Genomic DNA, 16,727 nt, shown 5'->3' with positions numbered 1-16,727 from the left:
ATTAGCTAATTTATACACTTACTATAACAATTTAACGCAGCGGTTGGCTAACTAAATTGCTTTTGTTTAATGTGCTTAATAAATCGGTAAGTTAAACTTATTCGGGGATGTGCAAGCGTTGTTTGCTTAGGTATTGCATGTTGAAAGTCTCGCTGGCTATGTCCGCTCATTATTAAACAGCTGCCACTTTGTAATTTCAAGTCGGTTACTTTATTGCTCGCCTTGTGCTTTAACTTTAAAACCCGATCAGCTCCTAGAGAGACACACACAATTGTTGGTTTATCACCAAGCTCTATTTCATCATCACTGTGCCATCCCATCGTATCATTACCATCTCGGTAATAATTAACGAGTAATGAGTTTAGAGGCTGATTTAAGTGCGCCTCTAAACGCCTTCTCATATTAAGTAACAATTCATCCCATGGTTCTACTATTTGCTTACTACTTGAATAGCCGTATTCAATATTTAAATCACTCATGAAACATTGCAGTCGTGGAATAGGCCCCGTTTTGCCATAAACGGTTACATCGGGTTGCTGCCAACGTAGGTTTTTTTGCAAATAATAAAATAGATCGAGGCTTTTTTGTGCACTAAGTGCCCTACTTTGATAAGAAAAGCCATTTGGTAACTGTTGGGGGTTGGCGTTTTGCCGTTGCATGTTAGAATTTACCTACATTAGATTACTGATCAACGAACCATTATGACGACGCAAGCCCAGCTAGGCGATAAAACCTTTACTCTTGAACGCTTTCCATTGGATCAAAAAAACCGCAGCTTACAAGCGTGGGATTCGGCAGATGAGTACCTTATCAATTATGTTAACGAACATCACCCAGATTGTCGCTCATTGCTTATTTTAAACGATAGCTTTGGTGCACTTGCTTGTTATTTTAATAAGTTAACGGTTTGTTCAGTTAATGATTCTTATATTAGCCACCAAGCTGCGGCTTATAACTTACAAGAAAACAAGCTGCCTACAGCAGAGTTTACGCAAGTAGATAGTTTGTCGGCATTACCAGAGGATGTAGATTTAGTACTTATTAAAATCCCTCGTAATGTAGGTTTTTTACAGTTCCAATTAAGTGAACTCAGTGAAGTACTTGCACCTGGTACGCCAGTAATTGCCGCAGGTAAAACAAAAGAAATTCATAATTCAACAATAAAATCATTTGAGCAATTTATTGGTGAAACAACAACAAGCCTAGCAGTTAAAAAGTCTCGTCTTATATTAAGCACAGCTAAAGGCGGATATAAAGCAGCAGACTTCCCTATAACATGGGAGCTTGAAGGTACTGAGTTTAATATAACAAATCATGCAAATGTGTTTTCGCGTGATTCGTTGGATATTGGTGCGCGCTTCTTTTTTAACTACTTACCAGAAACACCAAAAGCTAAAAGCATTATAGATTTAGGCTGTGGTAACGGCGTTGTTGGATTAATGACGCTTGCTCGTTGCCCTAATGCATCAATTACCTTTGTTGATGAGTCTTACATGGCAGTAGAGTCAGCCCGGTTAAATGTAGAAATTAACCTAGGCGATAAGTTTGATAACTGTGAGTTCATCGAAAACGATTGTTTAACAGGCTTTGAAAGAGACAGTGTGGATATGGTGCTTTGTAATCCTCCATTTCACCAAGCTCAGGCTGTTACCGATCACATTGCTTGGCAAATGTTTAAACAAGCAAAAGATACTTTAAAAGAAGGCGGCGAGCTGCGTATTATTGGTAATCGTCATTTAGATTATCACGATAAATTAAACCGTATGTTCGGAAACTGTAAGTTATTAGGCTCAAACAAAAAGTTTGTCGTTCTAAGTGCAACTAAAAATAGTGGAATGCTATAAATGAAATTAACAAACATTATAATTGGGTGTTGTGTATTACTAATACTTGGTGGCTGTGCGAATCAGCCTAGCCAAGTAATACTCAATCCTGTTTATAAAAGTGGTCAAATAAGCACTATAAATAGTAGCTTAAGCACCAGTGTAATTGATTTACGTGGCGATTCGTCAACACTTAAACTTATTGAATCAGACAAAACTAAAACCTTTGCAAGCCAAGGCCTTACTGAATCAGTTAAAAGTGTTTTAGACAGCGCCCTTAGCCGCAATGGTGCCAGTATTTCTAATTTAGCGTCTGTACGCTTTGAAGTAGATATTCATGCACTACAAGCGGTGGTAACCGAAAAACTAGTGAGCCATACCAGCGAAGCCCATATAGAGCTTGGCGTGCGCGTTATTCGCGCCTCAAGTAATTTTAGTAAAGTGTATAGAGGCAGTGCTAATTTAGAAGGTCCGTTTAGTCACGAGCGAGTAAAAATAGAAGGTCAGCTCAATAAGTTGACTGAGCAAATTATTACCCGCATTGTATCTGACCCTGAATTAATAGAATTTTTAGAAGGTTAACTATGAAACGACTTTTTTTAATCTGCTTAGGCCTATTTTTTAGTGTAAGTAGCTTGGCAGCCCAAGAAGGCCGCTTTGTGCAAAAAGACAATATTTTTCCACGCGTCGAAATCGTAACAACGATGGGCAGTATTGTTGTTGAACTGGACCGTTCAAAAGCACCCATTACGGTCAATAACTTTTTAACTTACGTGTCAGATAAGAGCTATCAAGGCAGTGTTTTTCATCGTATTGAGCGCGATGTGGAAAATGACCGCGACTTTGTTATTCAAGGTGGTGGCTACGATAAAGATTACGACGGCTTACACGAAAATGACCCTATTTTTAATGAAAGCGGCAATGGTTTAAAAAATGATATGTACAGCATTGCTATGGCGTATCAAGACCGTGAACCGCACTCGGGAACACGCCAATTCTTTTTTAACATGGATAATAATGATCACTTAAATCCAGGGAAAGATTGGGGTTTTGCAGTATTTGGTAATGTAATGGATGGCTACGATACCCTTGATAAGATCATGGCTGTTGAAACAGGGTTTAATGAAAAGATTGGTTACGATTTTGTTCCTAAAAAACCGGTGATCATCTTAAATATTAAAATGCTTGAACAAGTTCCACTGTAATTTATTTAAGAGCAGCTTAGCTGCTCTGCATCAAAGCCAATGAAGGCCCTATGAGCAAATCTCTCTCTATTAGCGAATATTTTTCTTACTTTAAAGACAAACGCTTAATCCATATTTTTATATTTGGTATGAGTAGCGGTTTTCCGTGGGTATTAATTGGCTCTGTTATGTCGGCTTGGCTAAAGGATGAAGGGCTAAGCCGCAGCATGATTGGCCTATTCGGCATTGTATTTGGCGCTTACAGTATAAATTTTTTATGGTCGCCGCTCATTGACCGTACAAAACTCCCTATTTTATATAAATGGCTAGGCCAACGTCGTAGTTGGATACTATTTTGCCAGAGCTTTATTTTTATTGGCACCTTATTATTAGCAGGGCTTGATTTAAAAGCTAATTTAGCAATTGTTGCTGCAATTTGTTTGTTAATTGCCATTGCTTCTGCAACGCAAGACATTGCTATTGATGCATTCAGAATAGATACACTTAAAGCAAACGAATCTCACAAAGCAACAGCTGCAGCCGCTATGGCAACGTCTGGTTGGTGGACAGGTTATGCGCTTTTAGGTGCAATTCCATTTTATATGGCTGATATCCCCTCGCTCGACTGGCCACAAATTTATTACTTTTTAGCTGCTGTAATGCTGCTGCTAATGAGTGGAGCATTGTTTGCAAAAGAACCTGAATCAAATAGAGAAGCGGTACATGCAGAGCTTGAACGTGTGTACCTTGAAAAACTGTCCTCTACAAAACAAACCCCTCTTACGAAAACTGTTGCGTGGCTCGCGGTAACCGTTATTGATCCCTTTAGAGCTTTTTTTACTAAAAATGGCGTTAAAACGGCACTGGCATTACTTGCGTTTATTTTCTTATTTAAAATAGGCGAAGCGTTTTTAGGGCGAATGTCGATTGTTTTTTATAAAGAAATTGGTTTTAGCAATAGCGATATAGCTACATTTTCAAAGGTAGGTACTGCCGTACTTACAATCATATTTACCTTTGTTGGCAGTTTATTTAATCAAAAATATGGCATTGTTAAGGGTTTATTTGTTAGTGGCATTGCGATGGCGGCCTCAAACTTAGCCTTTTCGTGGATTGCTTTAGTTGGCCCTGATTTAAGACTGTATGCCTTTGCTATTGTTATTGATGGGTTTACGCAAGCATGGTCGCTGGTCGCTATGGTGGCCTTTATATCGATGTTATGCGATAGAGCATTTAGTGCAACACACTATGCATTACTGGCGTCATTAGGGAATTTAGGACGAACGTTACTTTCGAGCTACAGTGGTGTAGTAATTGATGATTGGTTAATGGGAAATTGGTCGCTGTTCTTTGTTTTAACAGCCTTGATGGTTATACCTTCGCTGATATTTTTATACCTGATTAGGCATAAATTATATGAGCTTGAGAAAAATTATCATAAAAATATTTAATGCATCCCTGCATTAACATATTGCTTAGCACTATCAAGTGCCCCTTAAAGTGTACTAAGCAATGTTTGAGTTAATCTACTTTTAGCAAGCTAAGTGCTTCATGTGGATCAACTTCTAGAGCTGTACAATAACGAACAAACTCAATCACATCTAAACGGCGTTCTTGATTTTCAATCTTGCCGATAAACGAATGAGGCGTTCCCAGCACTTGTGCTAGGCTTCGCATTGTATGACCCTTTTCGTGGCGCTTACTTTTAAGCCACTTTGTTAGCTTTGCATTTTCTTCAGAAGAAACTGTTTTGCCCATCATTTTACATCTCCTACTAGATGATTTGACGTACCTATTAAAGCAGTAGTCTCTATCAATAGCTGTAGGCAAGTAAGCAGTCATACCATATTTTCAATAGCAAGCTATTGCTTAACAAAGCATGTGTTGCTACTCACTCCACCAATATAGCTAAAAAACTACGCTAATAATGTGGTAAAGATTTGTTTTTATTGAGAATGAAATTTTGCCCGTCTCATTCTTGGATACATTATATACTATTAACACTTTGGTTAAATAACTAATTACATACTCGGTACAAATATGAACACGAGTGAATATTTATAAACGCTGAATATTGACCTAAGTACTCAAAAAGTATTAATAAATTAATTTCTAGTTATAAAATATTTAAATGAATTTTTATAACAATTTTGTTCCAATTTATCGTCACATGTTTATGATTAAGCAATAATTAGCACCAAAAAGGCCGAATAATGTTCAGACTTCTTTTTTTATTACCGATTGTGTTGTGCTTGGGTTGGTACTTTTTTTTGCGCCACAACGGCGTACCAATTAAACAAGGCAAAAAAGGCTTCATATACATTTTAGCGTTTTCTGCTTTTGTACTTGGGTTTTTTGTATTGATAATGCAAATAACCGAATACGCCCCAACCGATTTGTAGGCATTAAAAAAGCCGCAAAAGCGGCTTCATTCTATTTAGCGTTTGGCTGTTAAACGCTAAAGCTTGCACCACAACCACAGGTTGTTGTTGCATTAGGATTAGATACAAAAAAGCGTGCGCCTTCTAATCCTTCAGTGTAATCAACTTCACCGTCAACCAAATATTGAATGCTCATTGGATCGATAACGAGTATTACACCATTTTTTACAATTTCTAAATCGCCAGGATTCGCTTTTTCATCAAAAGTAAAACCATATTGAAAACCAGAACAACCACCACCTGTTACATAAACACGCAGTTTTAAATCTGGATTTTCTTCTTCGTCGATTAACTGTTTAACGCGAACAGCAGCTGCATCGCTGAACTTAATTGGTAATTCTTCAGACATTTTAAAACCCTCAATATCGCAATGGCGTGATTATCTAATACCCGAGTGTTTTAATCAAGTATAGTAAAACAACTCTTTACTCTAAGTTATACCTATAAATTAGTAAAAAAGTGGTTAAACATTAGCTCACTAAAATAATACTTAAGCAAACTAAAAGCGACCCTTGTAAACTATAAATTCATTAAAAATTTTAGTTATAAAAAATAGGTCTTAATCTTTACTGCAAATTGTTAATATAAGTTACGAAAAATTCAAAATCACAAGGACTTAACTAAACTCTTTTGCTAAAATGCTGCTGAAAAATGCGGCGAGGAAATAATGCATGTGGCTTGAGCAACTCAGGCGTCGACTGGCAAAACCTAAAACATCTGTACAATTATGCTTATTAGGCGTAGTTGCCGGATTAATTGCTGCATTTTTTATTATTTTATTTCGCTTAACTATTTTGTTTTTTCAAAGCTTATTTTTGGAAACACCTGACGACTTTACTACCCTACCCACTCTTGAACGCGTTTTAATGCCATTAATAGCCGCATTTTTAATTGCGTGCTTTGCTGCATTTACTGGCTTTAAACATTACCGTTTAGGCATTCCTTTTGTTATTCATCGTATTAAACGCCATTACGGGCAAATGCCTTTATACAATACGGTTAATCAATTTGTTGGTGGCGCACTTGCACTCATTAGCGGTTTTTCGGTTGGCCGAGAAGGGCCTTCCGTACATATGGGCGCAACAGGTGCGAGTATTTTAGCGGATAAACTACATTTACCGCATAACGCCATGCGTACTTTAAGTGGTTGCGGCGTTGCAGCAGGTATAGCCGCTTCGTTTAATACCCCACTTGCAGCCGTTATTTTTGTAATGGAAGTGGTACTTCGAGAATATAAAGTACACATATTTGTGCCAATAATGCTTGCTGCTGTTACTGGTGCACTCGCTACGCAGTTTGTTTTTGGTGAAGGCTCTGAACTTGCACTCATTACAATAGCGCCATTAAGTGGTTGGCATTACCCTTATTTAATATTATGCGGTATGGCGCTGGGCGCTATAGCATTTAGCTTTAACCAAAACTTAATGCTAATTATTAAAACATTTAAACCTTTAAGTATGTTTCCTCGTTTACTAATCGCAGGCTGTATTGCCAGCTTGATAGCTTACGCGGTGCCTCATGCTATGGGTTCTGGTATGAGTGCGATTACTATCGCGGTTGAATCTCCTGATAACGTAAAGCTGCTTACTACCATTTTAATCGCTAAACTACTTGCCACATTGTTTGCTATTGGTTTGGGTATTCCTGGTGGTTTAATTGGTCCTGTAATTGGGCTTGGTGTATTAATTGGGACATTAATGGCCTTTTTTGCTCAATATATTAGCCCGGGTACTGATATTGCGGGTACGTATGGGGTTTTAGGTATGGCTGGATTATTAGCGGCTACACTGCATGCACCACTTGCTGCATTAACAACAGTAATGGAGCTTACATCATCACCTGAAATAATCGTTCCTGCGATGATAGTTATAACCACTGCATATGTAACTGCATTACAATTTTTTGGAAATCGCTCCATATTTTTGCAGCAATTAGATTTTCAGGGATTGCCGTACCATGTATCTCCCGCTACCGAAGCATTACAAAAAGTGGGAATAATGGATGATATGGATGAAGACTTTAAATTGCTTTACTCAGACGATAAAGAGCAAATAAAAAATACGCTTGATGCCATGGATAGCCAAACACCCTTGATTGTTTTTGACGAAGAAAATGGCTATCGCCTCGCTGAATACGATTTAACGCTAATGTCTGATGAAGCAATAAATATAAATTACATTAGCTTGCAGGGCATCAGCAGCCAAGCCACTCTAGCCGATGCATTCGATATACTAAAAGATAAAAGAAGTGGCGCGCTTTACGTTTATAACCTTTTAGATAATCAACAAATTATGGGGCTATTACGCTGGGATCAAATTCATCATATTTTAACCATTCGTAACAGCTTACTTTAAGCAATAAGGACTATTATGAGCGCATTATTGATTTATAAAACACTCCACATATTTTTTATGATTGCGTGGTTTGCCGGTATTTTTTACTTGCCTCGATTATTTGTATATCACGCAATGAGCGAAGAAAGATCATGTAACTCTATGCTTAAAGTTATGGAGCGCAGGTTACTTTATTTCGTAACCCCATTTGCTGTTTTAACGGCTGTATTTGGTGTGTTAACCATTGTTGAATATGGTCGTGATTGGTTTAAATACAGTATGTGGCTACATTACAAACTTGTACTGGTAATTATTTTATACCTATACCACGGCTACTGTTTTAAGTTATTAAGTGACTTTAAACATGACCGAAACACTAAAACAGACCGCTTTTACCGTATTTTTAATGAGCTCCCTGTTATTGCGCTGCTTATCATAGTGGCACTTGCGGTAATAAAACCTAATTTATAAGCGTTTCGGTGCATGTTAAACTGCGCTGCAATTTACAATACTTGCTATAACACGCGCGATTGCGTGCTCCATTTATGGATTATCGCGCCCATTTGATTGATTAGGAATTACCCCATGTTAAGTTTCCAAGGCGAACATATACTGTCTGTAAATCAGCTAGACAGAGACTGCATTGAACGTATTTTTGCAGTAGCTAAAAAAATGGAGCCTTATGCTAAAAAACAAAAGCAAACAACGGTGCTTAAAGGCGCTATTTTAGCTAATTTGTTTTTTGAACCAAGTACTCGCACGCGAGTTAGCTTTGGTACAGCCTTTAACTTACTAGGCGGTGGTGTACGTGAAACTACAGGTATGCAAAGCTCAGCGCTTGCAAAAGGTGAATCACTTTACGATACCGCGCGCGTTATTTCAGCTTACGCCGATGCTGTTGCTATGCGCCACCCCGATGCAGGCTCAGTAAGTGAATTTGCTGATGGCTGTACTGTGCCAGTTATTAATGGCGGCGACGGCCCAAATGAGCACCCGACTCAAGCATTACTTGATTTATTAACCATTGAGCGTGAATTACACCGTTTTGATCAAAATATTGATGGCATGCATATAGCGCTTGTGGGTGATTTAAAATATGGTCGCACAGTGCATTCTCTATCAAAGCTATTGTGCCATTATAAAAACGTAAAGTTTTCGATGGTCGCGCCTGATGGCCTACAAATGCCAACGAGCATTTTAGATGCCGTAGAAAATGCAGGACACAAAATTGAGCTAGTGAACAAGATGGAAGGTAATTTAGCCGCCGATATTGTTTACCAAACACGTATTCAAGAAGAGCGTTTTCCTTCACAAGAAGAAGCAAATAAATACCGTGGCGGTTTTAGAATTAGCCAATCTATTTACAGCGCTCATTGCAAACCTAACTCTGTATTAATGCATCCGTTACCACGTGATAGTCGCTTAGAAGCCAACGAGCTTGATAACGACTTAAACAGTAACGACAATTTAGCAATATTCCGCCAGGTACAAAATGGCGTATTAATTCGTATGGCACTGTTTGCTTTAACACTCGGCGTAGAAAATAAAGTCGATAAGTATGAAGTGGACGTACCTTGGTTTAGCCGCAAACGCGACAGCTAAACCCTCTTTAAGTGACAATTTATAGGATTTTTCATGACAATTAGCCAAGACTTATTTGAACGCGCTCAAGCCTCTATTCCAGGTGGCGTAAACTCGCCAGTTCGTGCTTTTAACGGTGTAGGCGGTACGCCGCTATTTATTACAAAAGCAGAAGGCGCGTTTACATTTGATGCCGACGGTAATCGTTACATTGATTATGTTGGCTCTTGGGGGCCTATGATCATGGGCCATAACCACCCTGCAATTAAACAAGCCGTGCACGAAGCAGTAGAAAATGGCCTTAGCTATGGCGCGCCAACTGAAGCCGAAATACTAATGGCTGAAAAAGTAAAAGAGCTGGTTCCATCAATCGAAAAAGTACGCATGGTTAGCTCAGGCACTGAAGCAACAATGAGTGCAATTCGTTTAGCACGTGGCTTTACCGGCCGCGATAAAATATTAAAATTTGAAGGTTGTTACCACGGCCATGCTGACTCGTTATTAGTTAAGGCAGGCTCTGGTGCACTAACAATGGGCGTACCTAATTCTCCTGGTATTCCTGAGGACTTTGCTAAGCATACACTTACTGTATCGTTTAATAACCTAGATGAAGTAAAAGCTATTTTTGCAAAATATGCTGACGAAATTGCCTGTATTATTGTAGAGCCAGTAGCCGGTAACATGAACTGCATTCCACCAGTGCTAGGCTTTTTAGAAGGTTTGCGTGATGTGTGTGACGAATATAAATCAGTACTTATTTTTGATGAAGTAATGACGGGTTTTCGTGTTGCACTTGGCGGCGCACAAGCGTATTACAACATTAAACCAGACCTTACGTGTTTAGGTAAAGTCATTGGCGGCGGCATGCCTGTTGGCGCATTTGGTGGTAAAACCGAAATAATGGATTACATTGCGCCTGTGGGCCCTGTTTACCAAGCGGGTACTCTTTCTGGCAACCCTATTGCGATGGCTGCAGGTTTAAAATCACTTGAGCTATTATGTGAGCCAGGTCTACACGATAAGTTAGAAGCAACGTCTAAAGCAATTTGTGAAGGCTTTGAAGCTGGCGCTAAAAAAGCAGGCATTGCATTAACAACTAATTATGCTGGCGGCATGTATGGATTCTTTTTTACTGATGCTGAAAAAGTAACGACATACAAACAAGCTACTGAATGCGACCTAGAGCGCTTCAAACGTTTTTTCCACCTTATGCTTGAAGAAGGTGTGTACCTTGCTCCATCAGCATTTGAAGCTGGTTTTGTATGTGCTGCGCATACTGAGCAAGAAGTAAAAGAAACAATAGCGGCAGCAGAACGCTCGTTTGCTAAACTTTAAGTTAAAATTACTTTTTATATTTTATAAGCGCTTGTTTTTACAGTGTGTAATTAAGACTAAAGATTGAAAAAAGCCCAAAAGGGCTTTTTTTATTTGTAAAGTACTATAAATGAATGATAATTAAGCATAACAAGGTCTATTCACCTTTACCCTAATTACAAAAATACAAGAGAGCCTTATGTCAGGATTACGCCAATTTTCTTTTCCCGCTATCCAGCTAATGGCAAATTTAAAATACAAAACTAAAATCAGCTTAATGTTTGGAATTTTACTCGTTCCTCTTGCACTTAGTTTGTTTTTTTTAATCTCATTATTAAGTGAAAGTATCGCTGTTTCAAAAATGCAGCAACAAGGTTTAAAAGGCTACAGGTCAATACTCTCAAATCAAATGCAGGGGGAAGCAAATCAAAATATAAAAATAGCTCGCTCACTCGGTTTTGATATAAAAGACGATCAAGCAAATGATGTACTTGAACTTGTTTCTATTCAGTCTAACTTAGCATTAGATAGTCAGTTAGCTAGTGCTTATGTAAACCGCTCTTTAGTCACGCCAATTCCTGCACTTATAATGCAAATAAACTCGACAGCGCAAAGCGCAAACACTGTTTTGGCAAGTAATCGTTTTACGCCAGATACGTTTATAGCACTTTCAAATTTTAGTAAGTCACTTCCTTTATACGAAAAACAACTCGATAAAATACTCAATGTAGCCACCAATGCAGATAAATCAGTAAATAAAGCGCTCATGCCCTCGTTAGATAATTTACACAGTGCTGTTGGCGCATTTAAAAAAGCGATAGATGAAAAACTACTTGAGCCAGACGATATTTTGTTAACTCAATCAGAATTTACTAAACTAACAAACAATGTTCACAGCAGTATTAATCAACTTGTTAGTAAGAGTATTCCAACGCTTGAGAGCCTTATTGAAGCAAAACTGCAAACTCAACAGTGGACTCGAAATCTTGTTTTAGCCGCTTCATTGATTAGTTTGTTATTTGCATTTTATTTAATGATTGGTTTTTATTTTGCAGTTGTTGATACTATTAATCGCTTTGCTGATGCCGCTAACAGAGCCGCGAATGGCGACTTAAATGCCACTATCGATTCGAGTACTAATGATGAAATGGGAATTATTGCATCGCGCTACAATGCATTACTTAATGCATTTTCACATTTATTATTTGATGTTAAAGCAAGTACAGAAGAGCTATGCGGCGCAACTAAATCGCTATCACATGCGAGTAGCCAAACAAGCAATGATGTTTCAAAACAGCAAATCCGAGTAAATGCCATTTATAATGCACTCAGCGAAATGGCTCAAAACGCACTTGCTGTTGAAGAGTCAGCGCATCAAGCAACGCTTACTGCGCAAGATGCTGCTGCGCATGTAAAGCAAGGTTCAGACAATACAATGGAGCTTGCTAAATATATGCAAGATCTACAAATTGAATTTGCAGAGAGCCAACAAGCGCTCGATAAGCTAGCACAAGATAGCCAAGAAATTAGCAAAGTAAGTAAAGGTATTAGTGAGATAGCCGATCAAACAAACTTGCTTGCACTCAATGCCGCTATTGAAGCTGCACGAGCTGGCGAACATGGTCGAGGCTTTGCCGTTGTAGCTGATGAAGTAAGAACTCTTGCTCAGCGTACACAAACACAAACCCAAGAAATACATCAAATTATTAGCTCCTTACAACAAGCATCTGACGACACTCAGCAAAAAATGCGCTCAAGTGTTGAAAAAATGGAGCAATCAGTAAAAGCAGCCAATCAAACCAATGAAGTATTGCAAAGCGCAGAGCAAAGTATGGGCGACATTAAACATCAAGGTGAAGTTATTGCAGAGCGTGTTAAACAGCAGTCAAATGCGACAACACAGGCATTGAATGATTCGCAAGAGGTGAGTAATTTAGCAGATCAAACGCTAACATCAGCTCAATCAACGCTGCAAGATGCACAGCAGCTAAGTCGCTTATCTAATGATTTAACCAAATCAATGCAATTTTTTAAATCTTAATACCAATTCGCTTAATTAAGTGATCTATTTTGAGGGAAGAAAATCGTGTCGATAACAAGGCAAAAATTTCGTTATTTAGCTGTTCTCGGCAATTGCTCCTGCATTGCTCTACCTCCTGCATCCATGCAGTTGTATATCAGAAATTTTTAACGTAGTTAACGTCAGATTTAACCCCTCAAATTGATTAAGTATTATTACGGATTGGTATAATTACGCTAACGATACTTTAAACAACAAAGCCGCTAAATAAGCGGCTTTGTTGTTTAAAGTAATCTTAAATTAACGAATACATTGTGGTCTTGGCTCGAACTCACTCGCTCTAAGCGGTAGCTGAATCACCTTGCCACATCCTGGTGGTGCCTGCTTACCCGTTTGCTCATTTACAAATGCCCAGCGTATTGATGGTGGACGCGTATCGGCTATTGCTTGTGGATTAAGTGGCTTTAAGTAGCGAATATATGCTTCTAATGCACCTACGCTGCCCGTTAAACCCGTGCTTTTGTTGTCGTCTCGACCAAGCCAAGCTACCGTCACTGTATTTTGATCAAAGCCTGCAAACCAACTATCACGTAAATCGTTACTAGTGCCAGTTTTGCCTGCAAGTTGGATTGATGGGAAGTGTAAATTTAAGCGTTTAGCAGTGCCGTCTTTCGTTACGCGTTTCATCGCGTATTTAGTCATATACATTGCAGATTTATCAAAACGAGGCTCTGCATTTACTTTATGCTTATAAAGTACTTTACCAACCGAGTCAGTTAATGCCGAAATTGCAGTAAGCTTTTTATATTCGCCATCTGCAGCAATTGTCGTATAAAGCTGAGCAACTTCAAAACTCGACATTTCAACAGCCCCTAAAAGCAACGATGGGTATTCGTTTATCGCCCCTTTAGCGCCTAATCCTTTTAGTGTATTCGCGACTTTATCAACACCTACATCGAGGCCTAAATTAACCGCTGGAATATTAATACTGTTACTAAATGCTTTATAAAGAGGTATTGCACCACGGTATTGATGATCAAAATTTTCTGGTTGCCACACTTTTCCCTGCTCATTTGTAACCTGTACTGGCGAGTCATCAAGCAAAGTAGCTAAATTATAATGTGGTAATTGCAATGCGGTTAAATACACAGCAGGTTTTACCAGCGAGCCAATATTACGTTTTGTATCTAAAACACGGTTAAACCCTGAATAACGAACATCGCGCCCTGCAACAAGTGCAGATACACCGCCCTTTTCTACATTAACAGAGATCATGGCTGCTTCTAGTTTTTCGGTTCTAGGACGATTCTCCAAGTACGGTAAGCTCTTTTCAATAGACTCTTCCATTGCTGTTTGCTTTTGCAAGTCAAAATAAGTAAATACTCTTACGCCTGCATCAAGTGTTTGCTGATCTGGCAATAATTCATTTAGTTCTCTGTTTACTAACTCTAAATAGCCTGGATATGATTTTTGTAAACTCGCTTTCATTGGCGCAATATCAATTGGGCGATTAAGCGATGCACGGTACTCTTTTGTGCTAAGTAGCTTGTTTTCAACCATAAGGCGAAGCACTAAGTCTCGGCGCTCCATTGTGCGCTCTTTATAGCGACGTGGGTTGTAATAAGATGGACCTTTAACCATTGCCACCAGCAAAGCAATTTGATCGTACTCAAGCTCATCTACCGGCTTTGAAAAGTAAAAGTCAGCAGCAAGCCCCATACCGTGCACACCTTGGTTGTATGACTGCCCTAGGTATACTTCATTTAAGTAAGCTTCTAATATCTGATCTTTTGAATAACGATAATCTAAAATAAGGGCAATAAAGGCCTCATTTATTTTTCGTACTAAAGAGCGCTCACGTGTTAGGTAAATATTTTTAGCTAACTGCTGAGTAAGCGTACTACCACCTTGAACGGTGCGCCCCGCTTTAATATTAGAATAAAGCGCGCGTAAAATAGAAAATACTGATACACCATGATGTTCGTAAAAATCACGGTCTTCAACCACCAATAGCGTATCTTTTAGCATTGCTGGAAACTTATCTAGTGGTACAAATTCTCTATCTTGTTTAGAGTCATTACCAATACGGGCTATTTGCACAGGCTCTAGACGGGCAGAGTTTAAACGTCTGCCAAACTTATCTTTAATGGTCGCAACTTTTTGCCCTGCAAAGCGAAGTTCAATAATATGTGATTCTTCAAGGCCATCATAAAATTCAAAATCACGACGATAAATCTTGATGCTATCTGCTGTTTTAACAAACTGTCCTGTGCGGCTTAATCTATTAACCGATGAATAATTTAAACGCTCTAGCTCAAACACTACTTCCTGGCTTGATAAAAATTGCCCCGGATAAAACTCCATAGAACGAGCATACACTTGCGCTGGAAGTTGCCATTTATTACCTTCAAATATACGCGTTGTTTTTGAATCTAAATAAATGAAATACATTGCCGTTGCAATAAAAACAGCCAAGCTTAGTTTCCAAAACACTGACCATGTTTTTCTCATAAAAGAGCGTTTAACAGTGGTTTCCACTGTTTTTTTACTGCCCTTTGAGGTGCTTTTTTTTGTCTTGCTTGACGATTTACTTGCACGTTTAACTGCAGGTTTACTGGTAGGTGTTTTTTTATTGTCGGCCATTTAAGTGTAATTTATTCCAAGGGTTATTCACGAGTGTGAGCTTAGCATATTGGATATATCCTAACATCCGAAAAGTTAACCCCCCCTGAAACAAAAAAAGCCCTACCGAAGTAGGGCTTTGTGTAAACACACTATTATTTAAATAAACTATTAGCTATTTCGAACAGAAACAAACTCTGGGTAGGCTTCAATACCACAATCGTGTTGATCCATACCGTTTAGTTCTTCTTCTTCGGTTACTCGTATACCCATTGTTTTGTTAAGCACAGTCCAAACAATAAATGATGCTACAAATACAAAGGCAAGAATACATACTAGACCCGTTAACTGATTAACAAAGCTTGCGTCACCATTGGTTAGCGGTACTAACATAATACCTAATGCGCCACACGTACCATGAACAGAGATAGCACCCACTGGATCGTCAATCTTAACTTTATCAAGTGCTATGATACTAAATATAACAAGTGCACCACCAAGTAGACCAAGTAGACATGCCATTAATGGTGATGGAGATAGAGGGTCTGCTGTTATAACAACTAAGCCAGCTAATGCACCATTTAAGACCATTGTTAAATCTGATTTACCCCAAAGTACTTTACATACAAACAGTGCTGCAATAGCACCCATTGCAGCTGCTGCATTGGTGTTAAGTAATATTTGGCCTACTGCAGTTGCGTTTTCTTTATCCGAAAGTAGTAATTGAGAACCACCGTTAAAGCCAAACCAACCCATCCATAAAATAAATGTACCTAGTGTAGCAAGTGGTAAGTTTGAACCTGGAATTGGGTATATTTCACCGTTCTTACCATATTTACCTTTACGAGCACCTAAGATTAATACACCAGCTAGTGCAGCGGCTGCACCTGCGCCATGCACAATTGCAGAACCTGCAAAATCAACAAAGCCCATTTCAGATAAGAAACCACCACCCCATGTCCAGTAACCTTCAATAGGGTAAATAAAACCAGTTAGTACTACAGCAAAACCTAGGAAAGCCCACAGTTTCATACGCTCAGCAACAGCACCCGATACTATCGACATAGCGGTTGCAACAAATACTACTTGGAAGAAAAAGTCAGATTCTAAAGAATGGTCAGCATCGGCAGCTTGTGTACCAATTAAAGCGCCTATTGAAGGAATAAAACCACCTTCGGCATTGTCTACATACATAATGTTGTAGCCAACTAATAAAAACATCGTACATGCAATTGAATATAACGCGACATTTTTAGTTAAAATTTCAGCTGTGTTTTTAGAGCGAACTAAGCCCGCCTCTAGCATGGCAAAACCTGCTGCCATCCACATTACTAATATACCTGATATTAAAAAATAGAAGGTATCGAGTGAAAACTTTAGTTCTATTATTGTATTTTCCATGAGACCCC

At 38.8% G+C, this 16,727-nt stretch carries 15 protein-coding genes; 10 read left to right on the top strand and 5 right to left on the bottom strand.

Going from position 1 to position 16,727, the window contains the following annotated elements; translation table 11 throughout:
* Nucleotides 1–47: 47 nt before the first annotated feature.
* Entirely contained in the window at nt 48–659 is a 612-nt protein-coding gene (locus I6E82_RS10195) for an alpha-ketoglutarate-dependent dioxygenase AlkB family protein (RefSeq protein WP_197117802.1), read from the bottom strand.
* A gap of 42 nt (nt 660–701) precedes the next feature.
* On the opposite strand from I6E82_RS10195, the gene I6E82_RS10190 reads away from it, so the two are divergent.
* Genes I6E82_RS10190 through I6E82_RS10175 form a run of 4 tightly spaced genes read left to right on the top strand, consistent with a single transcriptional unit; the run spans nt 702 to nt 4,458 of the window.
* The gene (locus tag I6E82_RS10190; protein ID WP_010555194.1) at nt 702–1,844 is read left to right on the top strand and encodes a methyltransferase; all 1,143 of its coding nucleotides are present in this window, start codon (nt 702–704) and stop codon (nt 1,842–1,844) included.
* Complete coding sequence (locus I6E82_RS10185; protein WP_101164209.1) at nt 1,845–2,405, top strand: YajG family lipoprotein; 561 nt, start codon at nt 1,845–1,847, stop codon at nt 2,403–2,405.
* 2 nt (nt 2,406–2,407) lie between these two features.
* Nucleotides 2,408–3,028, top strand: a complete 621-nt coding sequence (locus I6E82_RS10180; RefSeq protein ID WP_010555196.1) for a peptidylprolyl isomerase — start codon at nt 2,408–2,410, stop codon at nt 3,026–3,028.
* 50 nt (nt 3,029–3,078) lie between these two features.
* A complete protein-coding gene (locus I6E82_RS10175) occupies nt 3,079–4,458 on the top strand; it encodes an AmpG family muropeptide MFS transporter (RefSeq protein WP_007584875.1) in 1,380 nt (459 codons plus the stop codon).
* Nucleotides 4,459–4,528: 70 nt separating this feature from the next.
* Here I6E82_RS10175 and I6E82_RS10170 read toward each other — a convergent pair whose 3' ends face one another.
* A complete protein-coding gene (locus I6E82_RS10170) occupies nt 4,529–4,768 on the bottom strand; it encodes a helix-turn-helix domain-containing protein (RefSeq protein WP_007584874.1) in 240 nt (79 codons plus the stop codon).
* A gap of 452 nt (nt 4,769–5,220) precedes the next feature.
* On the opposite strand from I6E82_RS10170, the gene I6E82_RS10165 reads away from it, so the two are divergent.
* Nucleotides 5,221–5,409 carry a hypothetical protein gene (locus I6E82_RS10165; RefSeq protein ID WP_010555198.1) on the top strand — a complete coding sequence of 63 codons (189 nt, stop codon included), beginning with the start codon at nt 5,221–5,223 and terminating at the stop codon, nt 5,407–5,409.
* A 49-nt stretch (nt 5,410–5,458) separates the two neighbouring features.
* On the opposite strand, the gene erpA is transcribed toward I6E82_RS10165, so the two are convergent.
* Nucleotides 5,459–5,797, bottom strand: a complete 339-nt coding sequence (gene erpA, locus I6E82_RS10160) for an iron-sulfur cluster insertion protein ErpA (protein WP_197117800.1) — start codon at nt 5,795–5,797, stop codon at nt 5,459–5,461.
* A 322-nt stretch (nt 5,798–6,119) separates the two neighbouring features.
* Between erpA and I6E82_RS10155 the strand changes: the two genes are divergently transcribed.
* The 5 genes from I6E82_RS10155 (at nt 6,120) to I6E82_RS10135 (ending at nt 12,717) form a co-directional block, all read left to right on the top strand.
* Nucleotides 6,120–7,802 carry a chloride channel protein gene (locus tag I6E82_RS10155; protein ID WP_007584866.1) on the top strand — a complete coding sequence of 561 codons (1,683 nt, stop codon included), beginning with the start codon at nt 6,120–6,122 and terminating at the stop codon, nt 7,800–7,802.
* 15 nt (nt 7,803–7,817) lie between these two features.
* Nucleotides 7,818–8,252 (top strand): CopD family protein, encoded by a 435-nt coding sequence (locus I6E82_RS10150; protein ID WP_007584864.1) that lies wholly within the window; start codon nt 7,818–7,820, stop codon nt 8,250–8,252.
* Between the two features lie 114 nt (nt 8,253–8,366).
* Nucleotides 8,367–9,383 carry an aspartate carbamoyltransferase gene (locus I6E82_RS10145; protein ID WP_007584862.1) on the top strand — a complete coding sequence of 339 codons (1,017 nt, stop codon included), beginning with the start codon at nt 8,367–8,369 and terminating at the stop codon, nt 9,381–9,383.
* Nucleotides 9,384–9,416: 33 nt separating this feature from the next.
* Nucleotides 9,417–10,697: a glutamate-1-semialdehyde 2,1-aminomutase gene (hemL, locus tag I6E82_RS10140; protein WP_197117798.1), complete on the top strand. Its 1,281-nt coding sequence runs from the start codon at nt 9,417–9,419 to the stop codon at nt 10,695–10,697.
* Between the two features lie 178 nt (nt 10,698–10,875).
* Nucleotides 10,876–12,717 carry a methyl-accepting chemotaxis protein gene (locus I6E82_RS10135; protein WP_197117796.1) on the top strand — a complete coding sequence of 614 codons (1,842 nt, stop codon included), beginning with the start codon at nt 10,876–10,878 and terminating at the stop codon, nt 12,715–12,717.
* Between the two features lie 279 nt (nt 12,718–12,996).
* Here the strand turns inward: I6E82_RS10135 and mrcB are convergent, their stop codons facing one another.
* Both mrcB and I6E82_RS10125 read right to left on the bottom strand, forming a co-directional pair.
* Nucleotides 12,997–15,339, bottom strand: a complete 2,343-nt coding sequence (gene mrcB / locus I6E82_RS10130) for a penicillin-binding protein 1B (RefSeq protein WP_197117794.1) — start codon at nt 15,337–15,339, stop codon at nt 12,997–12,999.
* A 150-nt stretch (nt 15,340–15,489) separates the two neighbouring features.
* Nucleotides 15,490–16,719, bottom strand: coding sequence for an ammonium transporter (locus I6E82_RS10125; protein ID WP_010555509.1), 1,230 nt, complete (start codon nt 16,717–16,719; stop codon nt 15,490–15,492).
* Nucleotides 16,720–16,727 lie beyond the last annotated feature (8 nt).

Origin of the sequence: Pseudoalteromonas sp. NZS11, assembly GCF_015864765.1 — a bacterium.
In the GTDB taxonomy this organism is placed as follows: Bacteria; Pseudomonadota; Gammaproteobacteria; order Enterobacterales; family Alteromonadaceae; genus Pseudoalteromonas; species Pseudoalteromonas arctica.
The sequence above is the reverse complement of the archived record's forward strand: the minus strand, read 5'-3'. Positions and strand labels throughout refer to the sequence as shown.

Bases quoted from the DNA above. Each gene is read 5' to 3' on its own strand.
- I6E82_RS10180 (WP_010555196.1), top strand. From the start codon at position 2,408: ATGAAACGACTTTTTTTAATCTGCTTAGGCCTATTTTTTAGTGTAAGT.
- I6E82_RS10145 (WP_007584862.1), top strand. From the start codon at position 8,367: ATGTTAAGTTTCCAAGGCGAACATATACTGTCTGTAAATCAGCTAGAC.
- I6E82_RS10125 (WP_010555509.1), bottom strand. From the start codon at position 16,719: ATGGAAAATACAATAATAGAACTAAAGTTTTCACTCGATACCTTCTAT.
- I6E82_RS10155 (WP_007584866.1), top strand. From the start codon at position 6,120: ATGTGGCTTGAGCAACTCAGGCGTCGACTGGCAAAACCTAAAACATCT.
- I6E82_RS10190 (WP_010555194.1), top strand. From the start codon at position 702: ATGACGACGCAAGCCCAGCTAGGCGATAAAACCTTTACTCTTGAACGC.
- I6E82_RS10150 (WP_007584864.1), top strand. From the start codon at position 7,818: ATGAGCGCATTATTGATTTATAAAACACTCCACATATTTTTTATGATT.
- erpA (WP_197117800.1), bottom strand. From the start codon at position 5,797: ATGTCTGAAGAATTACCAATTAAGTTCAGCGATGCAGCTGCTGTTCGC.
- I6E82_RS10170 (WP_007584874.1), bottom strand. From the start codon at position 4,768: ATGATGGGCAAAACAGTTTCTTCTGAAGAAAATGCAAAGCTAACAAAG.
- I6E82_RS10175 (WP_007584875.1), top strand. From the start codon at position 3,079: ATGAGCAAATCTCTCTCTATTAGCGAATATTTTTCTTACTTTAAAGAC.
- I6E82_RS10195 (WP_197117802.1), bottom strand. From the start codon at position 659: ATGCAACGGCAAAACGCCAACCCCCAACAGTTACCAAATGGCTTTTCT.
- I6E82_RS10135 (WP_197117796.1), top strand. From the start codon at position 10,876: ATGTCAGGATTACGCCAATTTTCTTTTCCCGCTATCCAGCTAATGGCA.
- mrcB (WP_197117794.1), bottom strand. From the start codon at position 15,339: ATGGCCGACAATAAAAAAACACCTACCAGTAAACCTGCAGTTAAACGT.
- I6E82_RS10165 (WP_010555198.1), top strand. From the start codon at position 5,221: ATGTTCAGACTTCTTTTTTTATTACCGATTGTGTTGTGCTTGGGTTGG.
- I6E82_RS10185 (WP_101164209.1), top strand. From the start codon at position 1,845: ATGAAATTAACAAACATTATAATTGGGTGTTGTGTATTACTAATACTT.
- hemL (WP_197117798.1), top strand. From the start codon at position 9,417: ATGACAATTAGCCAAGACTTATTTGAACGCGCTCAAGCCTCTATTCCA.